General features: G+C 64.1%; 15 protein-coding genes. 11 read left to right on the forward strand and 4 right to left on the reverse strand.

Annotation, left to right across the window (positions count from 1 at the left end):
- Positions 1-143 precede the first annotated feature (143 nt).
- Positions 144-2,642 carry a glycogen/starch/alpha-glucan phosphorylase gene (locus QZ656_RS01415; RefSeq protein WP_291992103.1) on the forward strand — a complete coding sequence of 833 codons (2,499 nt, stop codon included), beginning with the start codon at positions 144-146 and terminating at the stop codon, positions 2,640-2,642.
- A gap of 67 nt (positions 2,643-2,709) precedes the next feature.
- Here QZ656_RS01415 and QZ656_RS01420 read toward each other — a convergent pair whose 3' ends face one another.
- Positions 2,710-4,668, reverse strand: a complete 1,959-nt coding sequence (locus tag QZ656_RS01420; RefSeq protein WP_291991704.1) for an alpha-1,4-glucan--maltose-1-phosphate maltosyltransferase — start codon at positions 4,666-4,668, stop codon at positions 2,710-2,712.
- Between the two features lie 142 nt (positions 4,669-4,810).
- Positions 4,811-6,019, reverse strand: a complete 1,209-nt coding sequence (gene glgA, locus QZ656_RS01425; protein ID WP_291991705.1) for a glycogen synthase — start codon at positions 6,017-6,019, stop codon at positions 4,811-4,813.
- Positions 6,020-6,159: 140 nt separating this feature from the next.
- On the opposite strand from glgA, the gene tsaB reads away from it, so the two are divergent.
- The 6 genes from tsaB to QZ656_RS01455 all read left to right on the forward strand — a co-directional run bounded on the left by tsaB (position 6,160) and on the right by QZ656_RS01455 (position 10,222).
- Positions 6,160-6,846 carry a tRNA (adenosine(37)-N6)-threonylcarbamoyltransferase complex dimerization subunit type 1 TsaB gene (gene tsaB, locus QZ656_RS01430; RefSeq protein WP_291991706.1) on the forward strand — a complete coding sequence of 229 codons (687 nt, stop codon included), beginning with the start codon at positions 6,160-6,162 and terminating at the stop codon, positions 6,844-6,846.
- A gap of 35 nt (positions 6,847-6,881) precedes the next feature.
- The gene (rimI, locus tag QZ656_RS01435; RefSeq protein ID WP_291991707.1) at positions 6,882-7,319 is read left to right on the forward strand and encodes a ribosomal protein S18-alanine N-acetyltransferase; all 438 of its coding nucleotides are present in this window, start codon (positions 6,882-6,884) and stop codon (positions 7,317-7,319) included.
- Between the two features lie 53 nt (positions 7,320-7,372).
- Positions 7,373-8,140, forward strand: coding sequence for a uracil-DNA glycosylase (locus tag QZ656_RS01440; RefSeq protein WP_291992104.1), 768 nt, complete (start codon positions 7,373-7,375; stop codon positions 8,138-8,140).
- A gap of 73 nt (positions 8,141-8,213) precedes the next feature.
- Entirely contained in the window at positions 8,214-8,834 is a 621-nt protein-coding gene (locus QZ656_RS01445; protein WP_291991708.1) for a LemA family protein, read from the forward strand.
- A gap of 3 nt (positions 8,835-8,837) precedes the next feature.
- On the forward strand, positions 8,838-9,725 hold the full coding sequence (locus tag QZ656_RS01450; RefSeq protein ID WP_291991709.1) for a TPM domain-containing protein: 888 nt from the start codon (positions 8,838-8,840) through the stop codon (positions 9,723-9,725).
- Positions 9,725-10,222: a TPM domain-containing protein gene (locus tag QZ656_RS01455; RefSeq protein ID WP_291991710.1), complete on the forward strand. Its 498-nt coding sequence runs from the start codon at positions 9,725-9,727 to the stop codon at positions 10,220-10,222. Before QZ656_RS01450 ends, QZ656_RS01455 begins: the two co-directional genes overlap by 1 nt.
- Before the next feature lie 35 nt (positions 10,223-10,257).
- Here QZ656_RS01455 and QZ656_RS01460 read toward each other — a convergent pair whose 3' ends face one another.
- Positions 10,258-10,779, reverse strand: coding sequence for an Lrp/AsnC family transcriptional regulator (locus tag QZ656_RS01460; RefSeq protein WP_291991711.1), 522 nt, complete (start codon positions 10,777-10,779; stop codon positions 10,258-10,260).
- 119 nt (positions 10,780-10,898) lie between these two features.
- Here QZ656_RS01460 and ipdC point away from each other — a divergent pair, with 119 nt between their 5' ends.
- Positions 10,899-12,521, forward strand: a complete 1,623-nt coding sequence (ipdC, locus tag QZ656_RS01465) for an indolepyruvate/phenylpyruvate decarboxylase (RefSeq protein ID WP_291991712.1) — start codon at positions 10,899-10,901, stop codon at positions 12,519-12,521.
- 187 nt (positions 12,522-12,708) lie between these two features.
- Here ipdC and lplT read toward each other — a convergent pair whose 3' ends face one another.
- Positions 12,709-13,971: a lysophospholipid transporter LplT gene (lplT, locus tag QZ656_RS01470; RefSeq protein WP_291991713.1), complete on the reverse strand. Its 1,263-nt coding sequence runs from the start codon at positions 13,969-13,971 to the stop codon at positions 12,709-12,711.
- A gap of 188 nt (positions 13,972-14,159) precedes the next feature.
- Between lplT and QZ656_RS01475 the strand changes: the two genes are divergently transcribed.
- The 3 genes from QZ656_RS01475 to radA are packed head-to-tail and all read left to right on the forward strand — an operon-like array spanning position 14,160 to position 17,544.
- Entirely contained in the window at positions 14,160-15,062 is a 903-nt protein-coding gene (locus QZ656_RS01475; protein ID WP_291991714.1) for a LysR family transcriptional regulator, read from the forward strand.
- Positions 15,062-16,162 carry an alanine racemase gene (alr, locus tag QZ656_RS01480; RefSeq protein ID WP_291991715.1) on the forward strand — a complete coding sequence of 367 codons (1,101 nt, stop codon included), beginning with the start codon at positions 15,062-15,064 and terminating at the stop codon, positions 16,160-16,162. Before QZ656_RS01475 ends, alr begins: the two co-directional genes overlap by 1 nt.
- Positions 16,163-16,164: 2 nt before the next feature.
- Positions 16,165-17,544 carry a DNA repair protein RadA gene (gene radA / locus QZ656_RS01485; RefSeq protein WP_291991716.1) on the forward strand — a complete coding sequence of 460 codons (1,380 nt, stop codon included), beginning with the start codon at positions 16,165-16,167 and terminating at the stop codon, positions 17,542-17,544.
- The last annotated feature ends 14 nt before the right edge of the window (positions 17,545-17,558 follow it).

A 17,558-nucleotide genomic window follows, 5' to 3' on the forward strand; every position in this document is an offset into this window, starting at 1 on the left:
TTCAGCCAGCGATTTGCGACTGGGCATTGACAATCAATCGAAATTATAGTGAGGGTATTTAGATGAACCTAAAGAAACAAACGGCCGGCCAATCTTCTGCCGAGCCGGAATCGTCACCTTTGGTGGGCCGCGACAACCGGCGCATGGGGCTTGACGTCGAGGCATTGAAGGGCGCCTTTCTCGACAAACTGGTCTATTCGCAGGCGCGCTTTCCCGAGGTCGCGACCCGCCATGACTGTTTTCAGGCTTTGGCGCGCGCGGTTCGCGACCGACTGCTGCAACGCTGGGTACAAACCGCCCGGACCTACCGCGATCGCGGCAGTCGCACAGTCTGCTATATGTCGGCCGAATTCCTGATTGGTCCGCAACTCGGCAACAACCTGATCAATCTGGGTATCTACGAAAATGCCCGGCAGGCGATGAGCGAACTCGGACTCGACCTCGAGGTTCTGCTCGATCAGGAGGAAGAACCGGGTCTGGGCAATGGCGGCCTCGGGCGTCTCGCCGCGTGTTACCTCGATTCTCTGGCGACGCTAGAGATTCCGGCGATTGGCTACGGCATTCGCTACGAGTTCGGGATCTTCACACAGGCCATCCGCGATGGCTGGCAGGCCGAGCTGACCGACAAGTGGTTGCGCGCCGGCAGTCCGTGGCTGATTCACCGTCCGAGTATCGCTTTCGACATCAAGCTTGGCGGCCATACCGAACACCAGTACGAAGCGACGGCCAATCGCCGCTTGCGCGTGCAATGGGTGCCAGCCAAGGTGGTGCGCGGCACGGCCTGGGACATGCCGGTTCTCGGCTACGGCGTCAATACGCCCAACCGGCTCAGGTTGTGGAGCGCCGAGGCGCCCGAGTCATTCGATTTTGCCGCCTTCAATGCCGGCAACTATTATCAGGCGGTCGACGCGCAGGTGCTCTCGGAGACGCTCACCAAGATTCTCTATCCGAACGACGAAATGGAAGCGGGCCAGACGCTGCGGCTCGAGCAACAGTACTTCTTCGTTTCGTGCTCGCTGCAGGACATGATTCGCCTACAACTGCAACGCGAGAAGAATCTCGATCATTTCCACGAGAAATTCGTTGTTCAGCTCAACGATACGCACCCGTCGATCGCCGTCGCCGAGTTGATGCGCCTGCTGGTTGACGACTACGGGATGGTCTGGGACCAGGCGTGGTCGATCAGCCAACGGACCTTCGCCTATACCAATCACACGCTGCTGCCCGAGGCGCTCGAGAAATGGCCGCTGCGGCTGTTCAGGAAAGTCCTGCCGCGACATTACGAGATTATTTGCGAGATCAACGAGCGTTTCCTCGACGAAGTGCGGATTCGCTTCCCGGGCGACGAGCCGCGGCTCAGGCGGATGTCGCTGATCGACGAAGACGGCGCCCGCTACGTGCGTATGGCGCACCTGGCCGTCGCCGGCAGCTTCGCCGTGAATGGCGTCGCCGCCTTGCACACCGAGCTGCTCAAGTCCGACGTTCTCAGGGACTTTTACGAATTGTGGCCGGAGAAATTCCGCAACAAGACCAATGGCGTGACACCGCGCCGCTTTGTTCTGCTCGCCAATCCGACGATGTCGAGTCTGATCACCGAAACGATTGGTAGCGGCTGGCCTACCGACATGGAGCGGCTGCGCGAACTCGAGCCCTGTGCCGAAGACCCGGCGTTTCGCAAAGCCTGGCGCGACATCAAGCGCGGCAACAAGGACAACCTGGTCCGCACGATCAAGCGCTTTGCGCACGTCGATGTCGATCCGGCGTCGATGTTCGACGTCCAGGTCAAGCGCATCCATGAGTACAAGCGCCAGCATCTCAACCTGCTGCACGTGATCTGGCTCTACAAGCGCCTGAAGGACAACCCGAACCTCGAAGTGGCACCACGGACGGTGATCTTCGGCGGCAAGGCTGCGCCCGGCTATCGGATGGCCAAGCTGATGATCCGCCTGGCGACTGCGGTCGCCGACGTCATCGGTCGAGACCCGGCGGTGCGTGACAAGCTGCAGGTGGTCTTCTTCCCGAACTACAACGTCAAGAGCGGCCAATTGATCTTCCCGGCTGCCGACCTCTCGGAACAGATATCGCTGGCCGGCAAGGAAGCATCCGGAACCGGCAACATGAAGTTCCAGATGAACGGCGCGCTGACCATCGGTACGCTCGACGGCGCCAACGTCGAGATTCGCGAGCAGGTCGGCGATGAGAACTTCTTCCTCTTCGGGATGACCACTCCCGAGGTCAAAGAACTGCGCGCATGCGGCTATCGGCCACGCGCCTACTACGACGCCAATCCGGAACTCCGTGAAGTGATCGATCTGATCGGCTCGGGATTTTTCACCCGCGGCGATCGCGATGTCTTCCGGCCCCTGGTCGACCACCTTCTCCACCACGACGAGTACATGCTGCTCGCCGACTTCCAGTCGTACATCGACTGTCAGCAGCGGGTGTCCGAGGCCTACATCGATTACGAGCGCTGGTCGCGGATGTCGATTATCAACGTCGCGCGCTCGGGCTACTTCTCGTCCGATCGGGCGATTCAGGAGTATTGCACCGAGATCTGGAAGGTGCAGCCGGTGCGCATCGAACTGAGCGAGCTGTCCAACGAGGACATGAAGTTCAAGCGTGCACTGGCCCAAGCCGACTGAAGCGGGCGGCTTGTAAATTAGAAACGGCCGGGGTATCCCGGCCGTTTTTCGTTGATCGCCGGCGCGCTTACCAGCGGCGAATCTTGATGATGTGCGCCATGCTGCTGTGCGGGCTGAGCTCGACGTAGGCGGTCGGACCGCTCCAGCGGTAGGTCTGGTCGGTGAGCAGGTCGTGCGCCTGGTATTGCTCGTCCCAGCCGATGTCGAAGGTGCCGAGCGGGATCTGGATCGTCGCCACCTGCTGGTGGAAGGGGTCGAGGTTGACGGCGCAGACGACAATGTCCGAGCGGTCGGCGGTCATCTTGGCGTAGGCGATGATGTTGGCGTTGTCGGTGGCAAGGAACAGCACGTTGTTGTAGCCGTGCAGTGCCGGACAGTCACGGCGCGCCTGATTGATGCGCGTGATGATGTCGACGATGTTGCCCGGCGCCCGCCAGTTGCGCACCCTGACCTCGTATTTCTCCGAGTCGAGATACTCCTCCTTGCCGGCAATCGCCTCGTTTTCGCAGAGCTCGTAACCGCTGTAGATGCCGTAGACCGACGACAGCGTGGCGGCCAGAACCGCCCGCATGATGAACGCCGGGCGACCGCCGACCTGCAGGATAGGCGGCAGGATGTCGGGCGTATTGGCGAAGAAGTTGCCGGTGAAGTACTCCTTCATCGGGCCTTGCGTCAGCTCGCTGACGTATTCGGTGAGTTCTTCCTTGTTGTTGCGCCAGGTGAAGTAGGTGTAGGACTGCGCGTAGCCGGCTTTGGCCAGCAGGCGCATCATCTTCGGCTTGGTGAACGCTTCGGCCAGGAAGATCACCTGCGGGTGGCGGGCGTGAACCTGCGCGATCACCCATTCCCAGAACGCCACCGGTTTGGTGTGCGGGTTGTCGACCCGGAAGGTGGTGACGCCCTTGTCGACCCAGAACAGGAAGACCCTGAGCATTTCCTGCCACAAGCCTTCGCGGTCGCTGGTGCCGAAGTTCAGCGGGTAGACGTCCTGATATTTTTTGGGCGGGTTCTCGGCGTATTTGATCGATCCGTCGGGGCGGTGGAAAAACCATTCGGGATGCGCGGCGACGTAAGGATGATCGGGCGAGCAGTTCATCACGTAATCGAGCGCTATCTCGATCTGCAGTTCGCGGCAGGTGGCGACGAACAGGTCCCAGTCGTCCCAGGTGCCAAGCAGCGGCTCGAGGCCGGTGTGACCACCGTGTTCGTTGCCAATTGCCCACGGGCTGCCGACGTCGCCGGGGCCGGCGTCGAGGCTGTTGTTCTTGCCTTTGCGGAAGCTGTGGCCGATCGGATGAATCGGCGGCAGGTAGACGACGTCGAAGCCCATCGTCTTGATCTCGTGCAGACGGCGGATGCTGTCCTGCAGCGTGCCATGGCGGTGCGGCGTGCTGCCCTGCGAACGCGGAAAGAACTCGTACCAGGCGGCGAAACGCGTGATCGGCCGATTGACCATGATCTTCAGCGTCGGCGCCAACTCGTAGCCTTCGCTGCGATCGGGGTATTTGCTCATCAGGCTGCGCAAGACGCCGCCGACTCCGAGGTCGACGGCGCCTTGTTGCTCGCCGGCAGCCATCGCACTTTCGATGGCGCTGATGATGCCGGTGAAGCGCCCGCGGTCTTCGCCTTTGGCCATTGCCGCAGACTTGCGGATGATCGCCAGACCCTCGAGCAATTCGCTCTCGAGTTTGGCACCGGGAACGTTCTTCTTGCTGATCTCTTCGACCCACGACAGGTAGTGTTCAGCGTAGGCCTCGATGCTGTACTCCCAGGGACCGATCTCGGTGACCGAGAACTCGCCGTACCAGTCGTCGTTGAGGCCCTGCGTCATCGGGCTTTCCTGCCAATTGCTGTGACCAACCTGGCGCACCTTGACGACGGCTGCCAGCTTGTCGTGGCCCTCCTTGTAGATGTCGGCGCTGACCGCGACGGTTTCGCCGACGATGCGCTTGATCGGGTAGCGACCGCAGTCGATCTGCGGCTGCACGGCTTCAATGTTTACACGGGGGTAGTCTTGAGGAATCATTAATGAGGCTCCTGTGTACTCGACCGGCGGTGCCGGTCGAAGGGTCTGGTCGTGATGTCGGTGGCTGTTCGCGGCGCGGCCCGGGCGACCGCCAGCCGACGCTTGCCGGGGTGCGCGAGCGGGCACCCCGGCAGGCGTCGGCTTATTTCAAGAGCGAATTGTAGAGACTCCTGGTTTGCTGCGCGATGCTCGACCAGCTGAACACTTCGCGCGCCCGCTGCTGGCCGGCGGCGGCCATTGATTCGGCGAGCGCCGGATCGTCGAGGACCTTGTTGATCGCGGCGGCGAGATCACGAGAAAAGGCGTCCGGGTCTACCGGCTCGAAGGGCGCCACGCGCAACTGCTCGAGCGGCACCAGGTAGCCGGTGACGCCATCGACGACGACCTCCTTGATGCCACCGACGGCACTGGCGACGACGGCGGTGCGACACGCCATGGCTTCCAGGTTGATGATCCCGAACGGTTCGTAGATCGACGGACAGCAGAACACCGTGGCGTGCGAATAGAGCTGGATCACCTCGGGCTTGCTCAGCATCTCCTGAATCCAGATCAGGTTCTTGAACCCTTCGTGGCGAATGGCCTTGACCGCATCCTCCATCTCGGCGCGCACTTCGGCGGTATCGGGAGAACCTGCACAAAGAACGATCTGGGCATCGGGGTTGATGTAGCGGACCGCGTTGACCAGATGCAGGATGCCCTTCTGGCGAGTGATCCGGCCGACGAACAGGACGATCGGCTTGGCCGGATCGACAAAATACTGGTCGAGCGCGCTGGTGTTGGTCGTCGGGTGGTACTGCTCGACCTTGATGCCGTTGTAGATGACCGAAATCTTGCCCGGGTCGATGTCGAAATGCTCAAGGATGTCGGCCTTGGTCCCCTCGGAAACGGCAATCACCGCATCGGCCATGGTCAGCGACGTACGTTCGATCCACGACGACATGTCGTAGCCACAGCCGAGCTGCTCGCGCTTCCACGGGCGCAAGGGTTCCAGCGAGTGCACGGTGTGCACCAGCGGTATCCCGTAGAGGTTCTTGGCGAGGATGCCACCGAGGTGGGCGTACCAGGTATGGACGTGCACCAGGTCGGCGTCGACCTGTTCGCTTAGAGTCTCGAGATTGGTCTCGAAGGTATCGAGCGCGCCGCTGAGCTTCTTGTCGACGTGCGCAAAGCTGCCTTTTCCGAAAGGATAACCCTTTACCCGCACGCCGCCGCTGACCGTGTCCTGATTGCCAAAACAGCGTACTTCGACGTGCATCAGTCGGGCCAGTTCGTCAGCCAGATACTCGACGTGCACGCCGGCTCCACCGTACACGTTGGGAGGGTATTCTCGGGTCAGTAGCAGTACTTTCATGGCGGTGCTTTCCATACTGTGGTTGTAGGATCAAACGCGAAAGCATCGCGTCTGCAGGGTCTTTCTGCTGCCGCCCATTGTAGCGACAAAGCACGCGAGCGGCCAATCGGGCGGCCACGGAGACCAGCAGGACGGGTAAAATGCGGCGCATGAATCTGCTTGCCATCGAGACGTCCACCGAGCTGGGCAGCATCGCCATCTGGCGCGACGGCGAACTTTTGCGGCGTCGCTGCCCGCTCGGAGTTTCGCACTCGGAAACGCTGCTGCCCTTGATCCGGGCGACGATGAACGAAGCCGGCTTGCGCTTTGCCGACCTGCAAGCGATCGCTTTTGCCGCCGGACCGGGTTCGTTTACGGGCCTGCGCGTCGCCTGTGGCGTGGCCCAGGGTTTGGCATTTGCCCACGAACTGCCGGTGATCCCGGTCGCTACGCTGGCCGGCATGGCACTGGTCAGTGCCGGTGAACGGGTGATTGTGGCGCTCGACGCCCGCATGGGCGAGGTCTATTACGGTCTGTTTGCGAACGCCGAGCCGCTCACCGAGGTGAGCGTCTGCCGTCCGTCGGAAGTTGCGCTACCCGACTCGGCGGGCTGGCTGGCGTGTGGCAACGGCCTGGCGGCCTACCCGCTGTTGCGTGAACGGCTGGCTGGCTGCGTACAGGTCTGGCAGCCCGAGCTGATGCCCGATGCCGGCGCCGTCGCGCGCCTCGCGGTCGCTCGCCTGGCGCGCGGCGAGACCGTCGACGCGGCCGACGCGGTGCCGCTGTACGTCCGTAACAAGGTGGCGCTGACCATCGTCGAGCGCCTGGCGAGCGGTGGCAAAGCATGAGCGCGGTGCTGGCGCCAAGGGTCGAAATACGGCCGATGAGGCACGCCGACATCGATCAGATCCTGGCCATCGAAGAAAGCGTCTATCCGTTTCCCTGGACGCGCGGCAATTTTGTCGACTCGATGGTTGCCGGCTACGGCTGTTGCGCGGGCTGGGTCGCCGGCCAGTTGTTCGGCTATTACGTGCTGATGCTGGCGCTCGACGAAGCCCACCTGCTCAACGTCAGCGTTGCCGAAGGGCACCAGGGGACGGGTTTCGGTGCGCGCCTGCTGCGGCATGCGCTGTGCGAAGCGGGCCGGGGCGGGGCGACGACCTTGTTGCTCGAGGTGCGGCGATCAAACGACCGGGCGCTGACGCTTTACCGGCATTTCGGCTTTCAACAGATCGGCGTGCGGCGCGCTTACTACGCCGCTGAAGGCGGTCGCGAGGATGCGCTGGTATTGCGCCGCGCGCTCGGCGAGGTTTCGGCGTGAGCGGCGATGCTGGCGCTGGCAGCGCACTGAGCCGCGCCGAGCTGTTGCGTGAAATGCGCCTCGGGCCGCTGTGGCGGCTGCGTGCGCCGGCGCCGGCGGCGGCCGCGACGGCAGCAGCGCAGCCAGCGCTGGCCGAGCCAGAGCCGGACGCCAGATGCCAGGCCAGCGGCGATCGCCCGGCCGCCACCGCTGCAGCGGCGCGGGCGCCGCTGGCCGAGCGGGCGGCGGCGATTGCCACGCTCGACTGGCCACAGCTGCGGCAAGGCGTTGCCGCGTGCCGCGCCTGCGGGCTCTGCGCTGAGCGGCGGCAAGCGGTGCTCGGAGTCGGCGAGATCAACGCCGACTGGCTGTTCATCGGCGAAGGCCCGGGCGCCGAGGAAGACGCACGCGGCGAGCCTTTTGTCGGGCCGGCGGGCAAGCTGCTCGACGCGATGTTGGCGGCGATCGATCTGCGACGCGACAAGGACGTTTATATCGCCAACACCGTGAAGTGTCGCCCACCGGGCAATCGCACGCCGGAGCTTGCCGAGATGAGCGCTTGCGCGCCGTTTCTGCAGCGTCAGATCGCCTTGATCCAGCCGCGCGTGATCGTTCTTCTCGGCCGTGCGGCGGCCAACTCGGTGCTCGGTGAAGCCGGCTCGCTGGCCAGTTTGCGCGGCAAGTCTTTCGTTTATCCTGGATCGGCGATCCCGGTGGTCGTCAGCTACCATCCGGCGTACTTGCTGCGGACGCTGCACGACAAGGCCAAAGCCTGGGAAGACCTGTGCCGGGCGCGGGCGCTCTGGCGGGCGGCCAGCGCGGCCGCTACGCCGCCGCGGTGAGCGAGCGCGGGCTTGAGAAATCGCCGCGCGTCGCCATCTTGAACTCAGCTGTTCCCCCCACAAGGAAATCATCATGCGCATTCGCCTTCTCGCCCTCGTCCTGGTCTTGGCCAGCGTCCTCTCGGGTTGCGGCTACAACAGCTTCCAGACCGGCGACGAGGCGGTCAAGTCGGCATGGTCGGAGGTCATCAACCAGTATCAGCGGCGCGCCGACCTGGTCCCCAATCTGGTCAGTACCGTCCAGGGCTACGCCAGTCACGAGAAGGACGTACTGACGCAGGTGACGCAGGCGCGCGCGCAGGTCGGCTCGATTCAGGCGACTCCCGAACTGGTCAATGACCCGGCCGCCTTTGCCAGGTTCCAGCAGGCGCAGGCCGGTCTGTCGAGCGCCCTGTCACGGCTGCTGGTGGTCGCCGAGAACTACCCGCAACTGAAGGCCGACGCGGCTTTTCGCGACTTGCAGGCGCAACTCGAGGGTACCGAGAATCGGATCGCCGTCGCTCGCAACCGCTATATCAAGTCGGTCGAGGCGTACAACGTTTCGGTGCGTACTTTCCCGAACAATCTGACGGCGATGGTCTTCGGCTACAGCGTCAAACCGAACTTCACGGTCGCCGACGAGACGGCGATCTCGAGCGCCCCGAAGGTCGACTTCTCGGCGCCGGCCAAGCCTTCGCCGGCGCCCGCGTACTAAGCGATGCCCATGCTATTGGCGCGCCCGCTGGCCTGGCTGCTGGGCATTCTGTTCAGCGTTCTGCTCGCCGCCGGCGCCGGCGCCGGCGTCGCCAGCGGCGCCGAGCAATCGGCGCCGGCGATTCCGCCAATGGCGGCGCGGGTGACCGACCTGACCGGGACGCTGGCCAGCGAGCAAGCGGCGACGCTCGATGCCAGGCTGGCGGCCTTCGAACGCGACAAGGGCGCGCAGATTGCGGTGTTGATCGTGCCAACGGTAGAACCCGAAACCATCGCGCAGTACGCGCTGCGGGTCGTCGAGGCGTGGCAGCTGGGGCGGCAGGGAATCGACGATGGCGCGCTGCTGCTGATCGCCAAGGACGACCGCAAGCTGCGCATCGAGGTCGGCTACGGGCTCGAAGGCGCGCTCAACGACGCCACTGCCAAGCGCATCATCAGCGAAACGATAGCCCCGCGCTTCAAGCAGGGCGACTTCGCCGGCGGTATCGACGCCGGCGTCGACGCGATCCTCAAGGTGGTCGCCGGCGAGCCGCTGCCGAGTGTCGCAGCGCGCCAGCCGGGCGCCAGCAAGGATACTTTCGAGACGCTGTTGATCGGCGCTTTCATGCTGGTCTTCGTCGTCGGCCGCGTGCTGCGCGCCATTTTCGGGCGCTTTCTGGCGGCAGCGATCGTTGCCGTCGCCGCCGGCGTCATTGCCACGATGCTGTTTTCGTCACTACTGCTGGCGGCGATTGTCGGCATGGTCGCTTTCGTCGCCTCGCTGTTTGCCGGCGCCCTGGCTACGGGAATTGGCGCTTCGCGGGGCGCTCGCTGGGGCGGTGGCGGCGGTGGTGGTGGCTTTTCAGGTGGTGGCGGCCGTTTCGGTGGCGGCGGCGCTTCGGGAGGCTGGTGATGCAATTGACGCGACTGCTAAGGCACCTGCTGCTGCCCGACTGGTGGCAAGTGCGGGTTTTTTCGCCGCCAGTCCTGCGCCGCCTCGAGCAGGCGGTCGCGGCTTCCGAGTCGGCGCATCTCGGTGAGTTGCGGGTGGTCGTCGAAGGCAACCTGCCGCTGGCGGGCTTATGGCGTGGGCAAACGCCGCGTCAGCGGGCGATCGATCTGTTTGCACAGCTGCGGGTGTGGGATACCGAGCACAACAGCGGCGTTCTGATTTACCTGCAAGGCGTAGACCGGCGCGTCGAAATCGTCGCCGATCGGGGAATTGACGCCAAGCTTGGCGGTGAATTCTGGGACGGCGTCTGCCGGCAAATGGCGAGCTCTTTTCGCCGCGGCGAGTTCGAAAGCGGTACGCTGCTGGCCTTGAGCACGATCACCGCGGCGCTGCGCGAACACTTCCCGGCCGGCGCCGAGAATGCCGACGAACTGCCGAACGCGCCGCTGCTGCTCTAGCGTCCGACGACTCGCTGCCGGCCTGGCGGACGCGTCTAACTTTCGGCGTAGCGGACGCGCTGACGGGGCTTGCTCGGCTGCGTCAGGTGGCTCAGGGGCATCACGTGCGTTTGTTTGACGGTGTTCAAGGCGATGCTGGTCTTGATGCGGGCTACTCCCGGCAGGCACAACAGGCGCTTCATCATCAGTTCCGAGAACGCTGCCAGGTCCGGGACGAGAATTCGCAGCATGTAATCGGCGTCACCGCTGACCGAGAAACAATCGAGCACTTCGGGCATCGCGGCGATGGCGCTTTCGAAGGTCTCGCTGGCGGTTTCGCGGTGGCTCTCGAGGATCACCTGGGCAAAGGCCGTCACCCCGAGTCCCAGCGCCGACGGCGCGAGCAAGGCGACGTAGCCGGCGATGACGCCGTCTTCCTCCAGGCGCTGGATGCGCCGGCTGATCTGCGAGGCAGAAAGCTTGATCTGCTCGCCAAGCGTCGCGTTGGTGGCATTGCCCTTGCGCTGCAGTGCGTCAAGGAGTGCAAGATCGTATCGATCTATGGTGATTTTAGACATTTATTGCCCAATATGCGCATGAAGTGTGCGCAGTATAGGGGGTTTTGTCGATTTTTCCAATACCTCTTGCGGCTCATTGGTGTCATTATGTTCTCTTCGACAAGCTTGGAGAAGTGGCGATGAAACTCACCGAGTCCCTGCTGAATGCGTTGAAGGAAAACGGTGCCCGCCAGATTTTCGGTATTCCCGGAGATTTTGCGCTGCCTTTTTTCAAGATTATCGAGGAGTCGCGGATTCTGCCACTCTATACGCTGTCGCACGAACCGGGTGTCGGCTTCGCCGCCGATGCGGCGGCACGGATGGTCGGCGGGCTGGGTGTCGCGGCAGTGACCTACGGCGCCGGGGCGCTGAATATGATCAATCCGGTCGCTGCGGCGTACGCCGAGAAGTCGCCGCTGGTGGTGCTTTCGGGCGGCCCGGGCAAGAACGAAGCCAAGGCCGGCCTGCTGCTGCACCATCAGGCCAAGACGCTCGACTCGCAGTTCCAGATCTTTCGCGAAATCACTTGCGACCAGCTGCGCCTCGACGACGCCGAGCGGGCGCCGGCCGACATCGCCCGCGTGCTCGGCAATTGCCTGCGCTACTCGCGGCCGGTGTATATCGAGCTGCCACGCGACATGGTCGGCGCCGCGTGTCAGGCGGTGCCGCCATTGCTCGCACCGACAGTCGATCAGGACGCGCTCGACGCCTGCGTAGACGAGATTCGCGCGCGTTTGCAACAGGCGACCCGACCGGCGCTGATGGTCGGCGTCGAGGTTCGCCGCTTCGGGCTCGAAGAGCGCGTTGCCGAGCTGGCGCGCCGGCTGGCGCTGCCGGTGGTCACCAGTTTCATGGGGCGTGGCCTGCTGGCCGACGCCGACGTCCCCTTGATCGGTACCTACATGGGCGTTGCCGGTCTGCCCGAGGTGACCGAACTGGTCGAGAACTCGGACGGGCTGTTGCTGCTCGGGGTGATCATCTGCGACACGAATTTCGGCGTTTCGGCGAGCAAGATCGACTTGCGCAAGACGATTCAGGCGCTCGATGGGCAGGTCACGATGGCCTACCACACCTATCCACAGATCCCGCTGACGGCGCTGGTCGATCGGCTGCTGGAGTGCGTGCCGGCGGGGCATTACGCCTATTCGATGACGCCGCGCGTGTTTCCGCACGGCATGGTCGCCGATCAGGCGCCGCTGACACCGACCGATATTGCCGCCGCGGTCAACGATCTGATGGCCAAACACGGCAAGCTGCCGATTGCCTCCGACATGGGCGACTGCCTGTTCACGGCCATGGACATCGAGCACACGGCATTGGTCGCACCGGGCTATTACGCGACGATGGGTTTCGGCGTGCCGGCCGGCCTCGGCGTACAGGCGGCGACCGGGCAGCGGCCGCTGATCCTGGTCGGTGACGGCGCCTTCCAGATGACCGGCTGGGAACTCGGCAACTGCCAGCGTTATGGCTGGGACCCGATCGTCCTGGTGTTCAACAACGCCAGCTGGGAAATGCTGCGCACCTTCCAGCCGGAATCGTCGTTCAACGATCTCGGCCACTGGGGGTTTGCTGAAATGGCCGCCGGACTCGGCGGCGACGGGCGACGCGTCGGCAGCCGCGGCGAACTCAAGGAGGCGCTCGAGCAGGCGGTGGCGACGCGTGGCCGCTTTCAGCTGATCGAGTTGACCATACCGCGTGGTGTCTTGTCGACGACGCTGGCGCGCTTCGTCGCTGGCGTCAAGCAGCTCAATGCCGTGAAGTAGAGCAGCAGAGGCCTTGCTGGCGCGGCTAAGGCGATTTCTGTCAAAGAACATACCACCTTGCTGGTCTTTTCACCCGCCTTCTGTGTTGCGACAACCAGTTGCATAGTTCGACTATGCGCCTGTTGTCGCGCCTTGAAGACGACCGAAAATCCGGCGCAATCTGGTACGTCCTTTTCCGGCAATCGCCTTAGTGCCTGCTGTCGTCGAGATGGATGACGTCGTCGTGGTGCCGCTGGTTGGCCTGATGGCGGCGTTTGACGAGGAACATCGAGCCGCTGAGGAAGACGCCGAACAGTGTAATCACCAGGTAGATCGACATTTCGCAGCGGACCATCACGAAGTAGATGCCGGTCATCGCCAGGATCGACAGGTTTTCGTTGAAGTTCTGCACGGCGATCGAATGACCGGCACCCATCAGGATGTGGCCGCGGTGCTGCAGCAGCGCGTTCATCGGCACCACGAAGAAGCCCGACAGCGCGCCGATCAGGACCAGTAGCGGCACCGCCAGCCAGACGTGTTGCACGTAGTTCATCACCAGCACGATGATCCCCATGGCGATGCCCAGCGGAATGACGCGCACCGCCTTGCGCAGGGTGATCAGGCGCGCCGCGCCGACGGCGCCCAGAGCGACGCCGACGGCGACCACGCCCTGCAGCATGCTCGACTTCGAGAGGTCCAGTTGCAGCGCGCTTTCGGCCCACTTGATGACGATGAACTGCAGAGTGGCGCCGGCGCCCCAGAACAGCGTCGTCACGGCCAGCGAAATCTGACCCAGGCGGTCGCGCCAGAGCAGCAGCAGGCAGTGATTGAATTCGCGCAGCAGGTACCAGGGATTCTTGTGCAACACCCGGTGGTCGACGCCGGTGTCGGGAATGTAGAGGTTGAACAGGGCGGCGAGCACGTAGAAGCCGGCCACGAAACAGATCGCCATCTCGCCGACCGTATCGACGCCGGTGTCGATTACCGGGACGTCGAAACTGAGCAGGGCCGCGGCGACGTCCGGCCTGATCAGCAAGCCGCCGACGACGACGCCGAGAATGATTGCACCGACCGTCAATCCTTCGATCCAGCCGTTGGCGACGACCAGCAGACGATGCGGCAGGTACTCGGTGAGGATGCCGTACTTGGCCGGCGAGTAGGCGGCGGCGCCAAGACCGACCACCGCGTAGGCCAATAGCGGATGGACATCCCAGTACATCATCGCGCAACCGAGGACCTTGATCGCGTTGCTGATGAACATCACCCGCCACTTGGGCATCGAGTCGGCAAAAGCGCCGACAAAAGCGGCAAGAGCGACGTAGGAGACGGTGAAAAAGGTTTTCAGCAGCGGCTCGTACTCGCTCGGCGCCTGCATGTCGCGCAGGATCGAAATGGCGACGATGAGCAGGACGTTGTCGGCCAGCGCGGAAAAAAACTGCGCGGCCATGATGATGTAGAAGCCGAAAGGCATGGAGTTTTCTGGACGAGGGTGTTTCGATATGCTGGGCTTATACCATGAAAGTCAGCAACTTGTTACTCCACCGCCCGTGGCCGCATGGCCAACAGGCCCAGCGGCGCCTGGTCGGCGGCGTCTCTTTTACGTTTGCTTAAGCTAATATGATCGAACATACTAATATGCAAGTCGAAACAGGGGGACCTATGGCCGATCGGCGCCTACAGGTGTTTCATGCCGTTGCCAAGCACCTTTCTTTTACCAGGGCCGGCGAGGCGCTGCACATGACGCAGCCGGCAGTGACCTTTCAGATCAAGCAACTCGAAGAGCATTTCAATGCCCGCCTTTTCGATCGCGGTGGCGGCCGCATCGCGCTGACTGCAGCCGGCGATCTGGCGCTCGGTTACGCCGCGCGCATCCTTGAACTGTCCGCCGAGCTCGACATTCGCGTCGCCGAAATGACCGGCCAGATGAGCGGCAGCCTGGTGGTCGGCGCCAGCACGACAATTGCCGAATTCATGCTGCCGCCGATCCTCGGCGAGTTCAACGTCCTTTATCCGCTGGTGCGGGCGCGGCTTACGGTGGCCAACTCCGAGGCGATTTGCAGCGCCATTGCTGCGCACGCGCTCGATATCGGGCTGGTCGAGTCGCCGGTGACGCAAGCCAGCCTGCAATGCGAGGTCTGCGGCGACGATGAACTGCAAGTGGTCTGTCCGCCGAATCATCCGCTGGCCAGTCACGCCGATATCGATGTGCGCGGCCTGCTGGAGCACGACTTCGTTGCCCGCGAGCCAGGTTCGAGTACCCGCAACGTCACTGACGACTACCTGCAGGCCTGCGGCGTCGAGCCCGAACAGCTGCGGACGGTGATGGAGTTGTCGAGTCCGGAAGCCTTGAAAGGCATGGTCGCCGCCGGCTTGGGCTTTTCGATCGTTTCCCGGGCCAGTTTCGAAAAAGAGCGTCAACTGGGGACGCTGGTCGGCGTGCCGCTGCGGCCAGCGCTCAAGCGGACCTTGTCGCTGGTCTATCCGCGTGAGCGATTCCGTTCGCAGGTGGTCCTCAGCTTCGTCGAATTCGCGCGCAACAAGCTCAAGGAGCTGTCCAGCTGATGCCGCGTCCGATCGAGGCGCGCATTGACCTCGCGGCGCTGCGTCACAACTATCTGCTCGCCAGGCAGCACGCCACCCGCCAGCACCGTAGCGCCAGGGCCTGGGCAGTGGTCAAGGCCAATGCCTATGGGCACGGCCTGCTGCGCGCCGCAGCGGCGCTCGGCGACGTCGCCGACGGTTTTGCGCTGCTCGATCTCGACGAGGCGATCCGTCTGCGCGAGGCGGGTATCCGGCAACCGATTCTGCTGCTCGAGGGCTTTTTCGAGGCCGCCGATGTGAGCGTCTGCGCGGCCTACGAGCTGACCGTCGTGGTGCACCGCCTGGAGCAATTGCAGATGCTGCGGCGGGCGCCGCAGCCGCTGCCGATTTATCTGAAGCTCAATAGCGGCATGAATCGGCTGGGCGTGAACGCCGAGCAGTTGCCGGCGTTCCGCCGCGAGCTGACGGCCGCGTCGCCGGCGCTGGCCGCGGTGACGCTGATGACGCACTTTGCCGAGGCCGACGGTGACCGTGGCGAGGGCTGCATCGCCTGGCAGCTCGAGCGCTTTGCAGCGATGACCGACGGCTGGTCCGAGGCTGCCGGCTGGCCGCTGTCGCTGGCCAACTCGGCGGCGATCCTGCGCTACCCGCAGACCGCGCACGCCTGGGTGCGGCCAGGGATCATGCTCTATGGTGGCAGTCCGTTCGCCGACCAGGACGCCGCCAGCCTCGACTTGCGGCCGGTAATGACGCTGCACAGCCGCATCCTGGCGGTCCAGGACATCGGCGCTGGCGAGCGCGTCGGTTATGGCGGCAGCTTCGTCGCGGCCGGGCCGACACGCGTCGGCATCGTCGCTTGCGGTTACGCCGACGGCTACCCGCGGCACGCGCCGGGCGGCACGCCGATTGTCGTTGGTGGCCGCCGGACGCAGACCCTGGGGCGGGTGTCGATGGACATGCTGGCGTGTGATCTGACGGCTTTGCCGGAGGCCGGCGTCGATAGTCCGGTGCTGTTGTGGGGCGAGGGCTTGCCGGCCGACGAGGTGGCGAGCGCTGCCGGGACGATCAGTTATGAGCTGTTCTGCGCACTGGCGCCGCGTGTGCCGGTGCTGACGATCTGAGCATGGCCAGGCTTGCCGGCGCCGCGAAAACGATCTTCTCGTGCACCGAGTGCGGTGCCAGCGCTGCCAAGTGGCAGGGGCAGTGCCCCGGTTGCGGCGTCTGGAATACGCTCGTCGAGACCGTCGCCGAAGCCGCCGCCACTGGCCAGCAGCGACGCTTCGCGGCGCTTGGCGGTACCGCGGGGCTGCAGACGCTCAGTGAAATCGAAGCCCGCGAAGAGGACCGTCTGCCGACCGGTATCAGCGAGTTCGATCGCGCGCTCGGTGGCGGACTGGTCGCCGGCGGCGTCGTGCTGATCGGTGGCGACCCGGGAATCGGCAAGAGTACCTTACTGCTGCAGGCGCTCGCCGAGATGTCCGAGCGGCGCAAGGTGCTCTACGTCAGCGGCGAGGAGTCGGGGCAGCAGATTGCGATGCGCGCGCGCCGCTTGTCGCTCGAGACGCGCGCGCTCAAATTGCTCGCCGAAATCAATCTCGAAAGAATCCTGGCGACGCTGCAAGCGGCAAAGCCGCAGGTGGCGGTGATCGACTCGATCCAGACGCTGTGGTCGGATCAGCTCAACTCGGCGCCGGGATCGGTCGCGCAGGTACGCGAATGCGCAGCCCAATTGACGCGTCTGGCCAAGCAGACGGGTATCACCGTGATCCTCGTCGGCCACGTCACCAAGGAGGGCGCGCTGGCCGGGCCGCGGGTCCTCGAACACATTGTCGACACGGTGCTCTATTTCGAGGGCGACGCGCACTCGAGCTTCCGCCTGATCCGCGCCGTCAAGAACCGCTACGGCGCGGTCAACGAGATCGGCGTCTTTGCGATGACCGATCGTGGCCTGAAAGGCGTCAGCAACCCCTCGGCGATCTTTCTGTCGCCGCACGGCCAGGACGTTCCGGGGTCGTGCGTGCTGGTCACCCAGGAAGGCACGCGGCCGCTGCTGGTCGAAATCCAGGCGCTCGTCGATCAGGCGCACGGCAACCCGCGGCGCCTGACCGTCGGCCTCGATGCCCAGCGTCTGGCGATGCTGCTGGCGGTCCTGCACCGCCATGCAGGAATCGTCTGCTTCGATCAGGACGTCTTCGTCAATGCCGTCGGCGGCGTCAAGATCGGCGAGCCAGCGGCTGATCTGGCGGTCATCTTGGCAATTATTTCATCGCTTAAAAACAAGGCCTTGCCGGATAAGCTCATTGTCTTCGGCGAGGTCGGCCTGGCCGGCGAAATACGGCCCGCGCCGCGTGGCCAGGAACGCCTCAGGGAAGCCGCCAAGCTCGGCTTCAGCCGCGCCATGATCCCCGAAGCCAACCAGCCGAGGCAGGCCATCGCTGGCCTCGAGCTGATCGCCGTGCGGCGTGTTGAAGAAGCGGTGCAGCGCTTGCGCGACCTGGAATGAGCCGCCGCGGCGGC

This window comes from Candidatus Accumulibacter sp. ACC003 (assembly GCF_907163085.1).
Classification (GTDB): domain Bacteria; phylum Pseudomonadota; class Gammaproteobacteria; order Burkholderiales; family Rhodocyclaceae; genus Accumulibacter.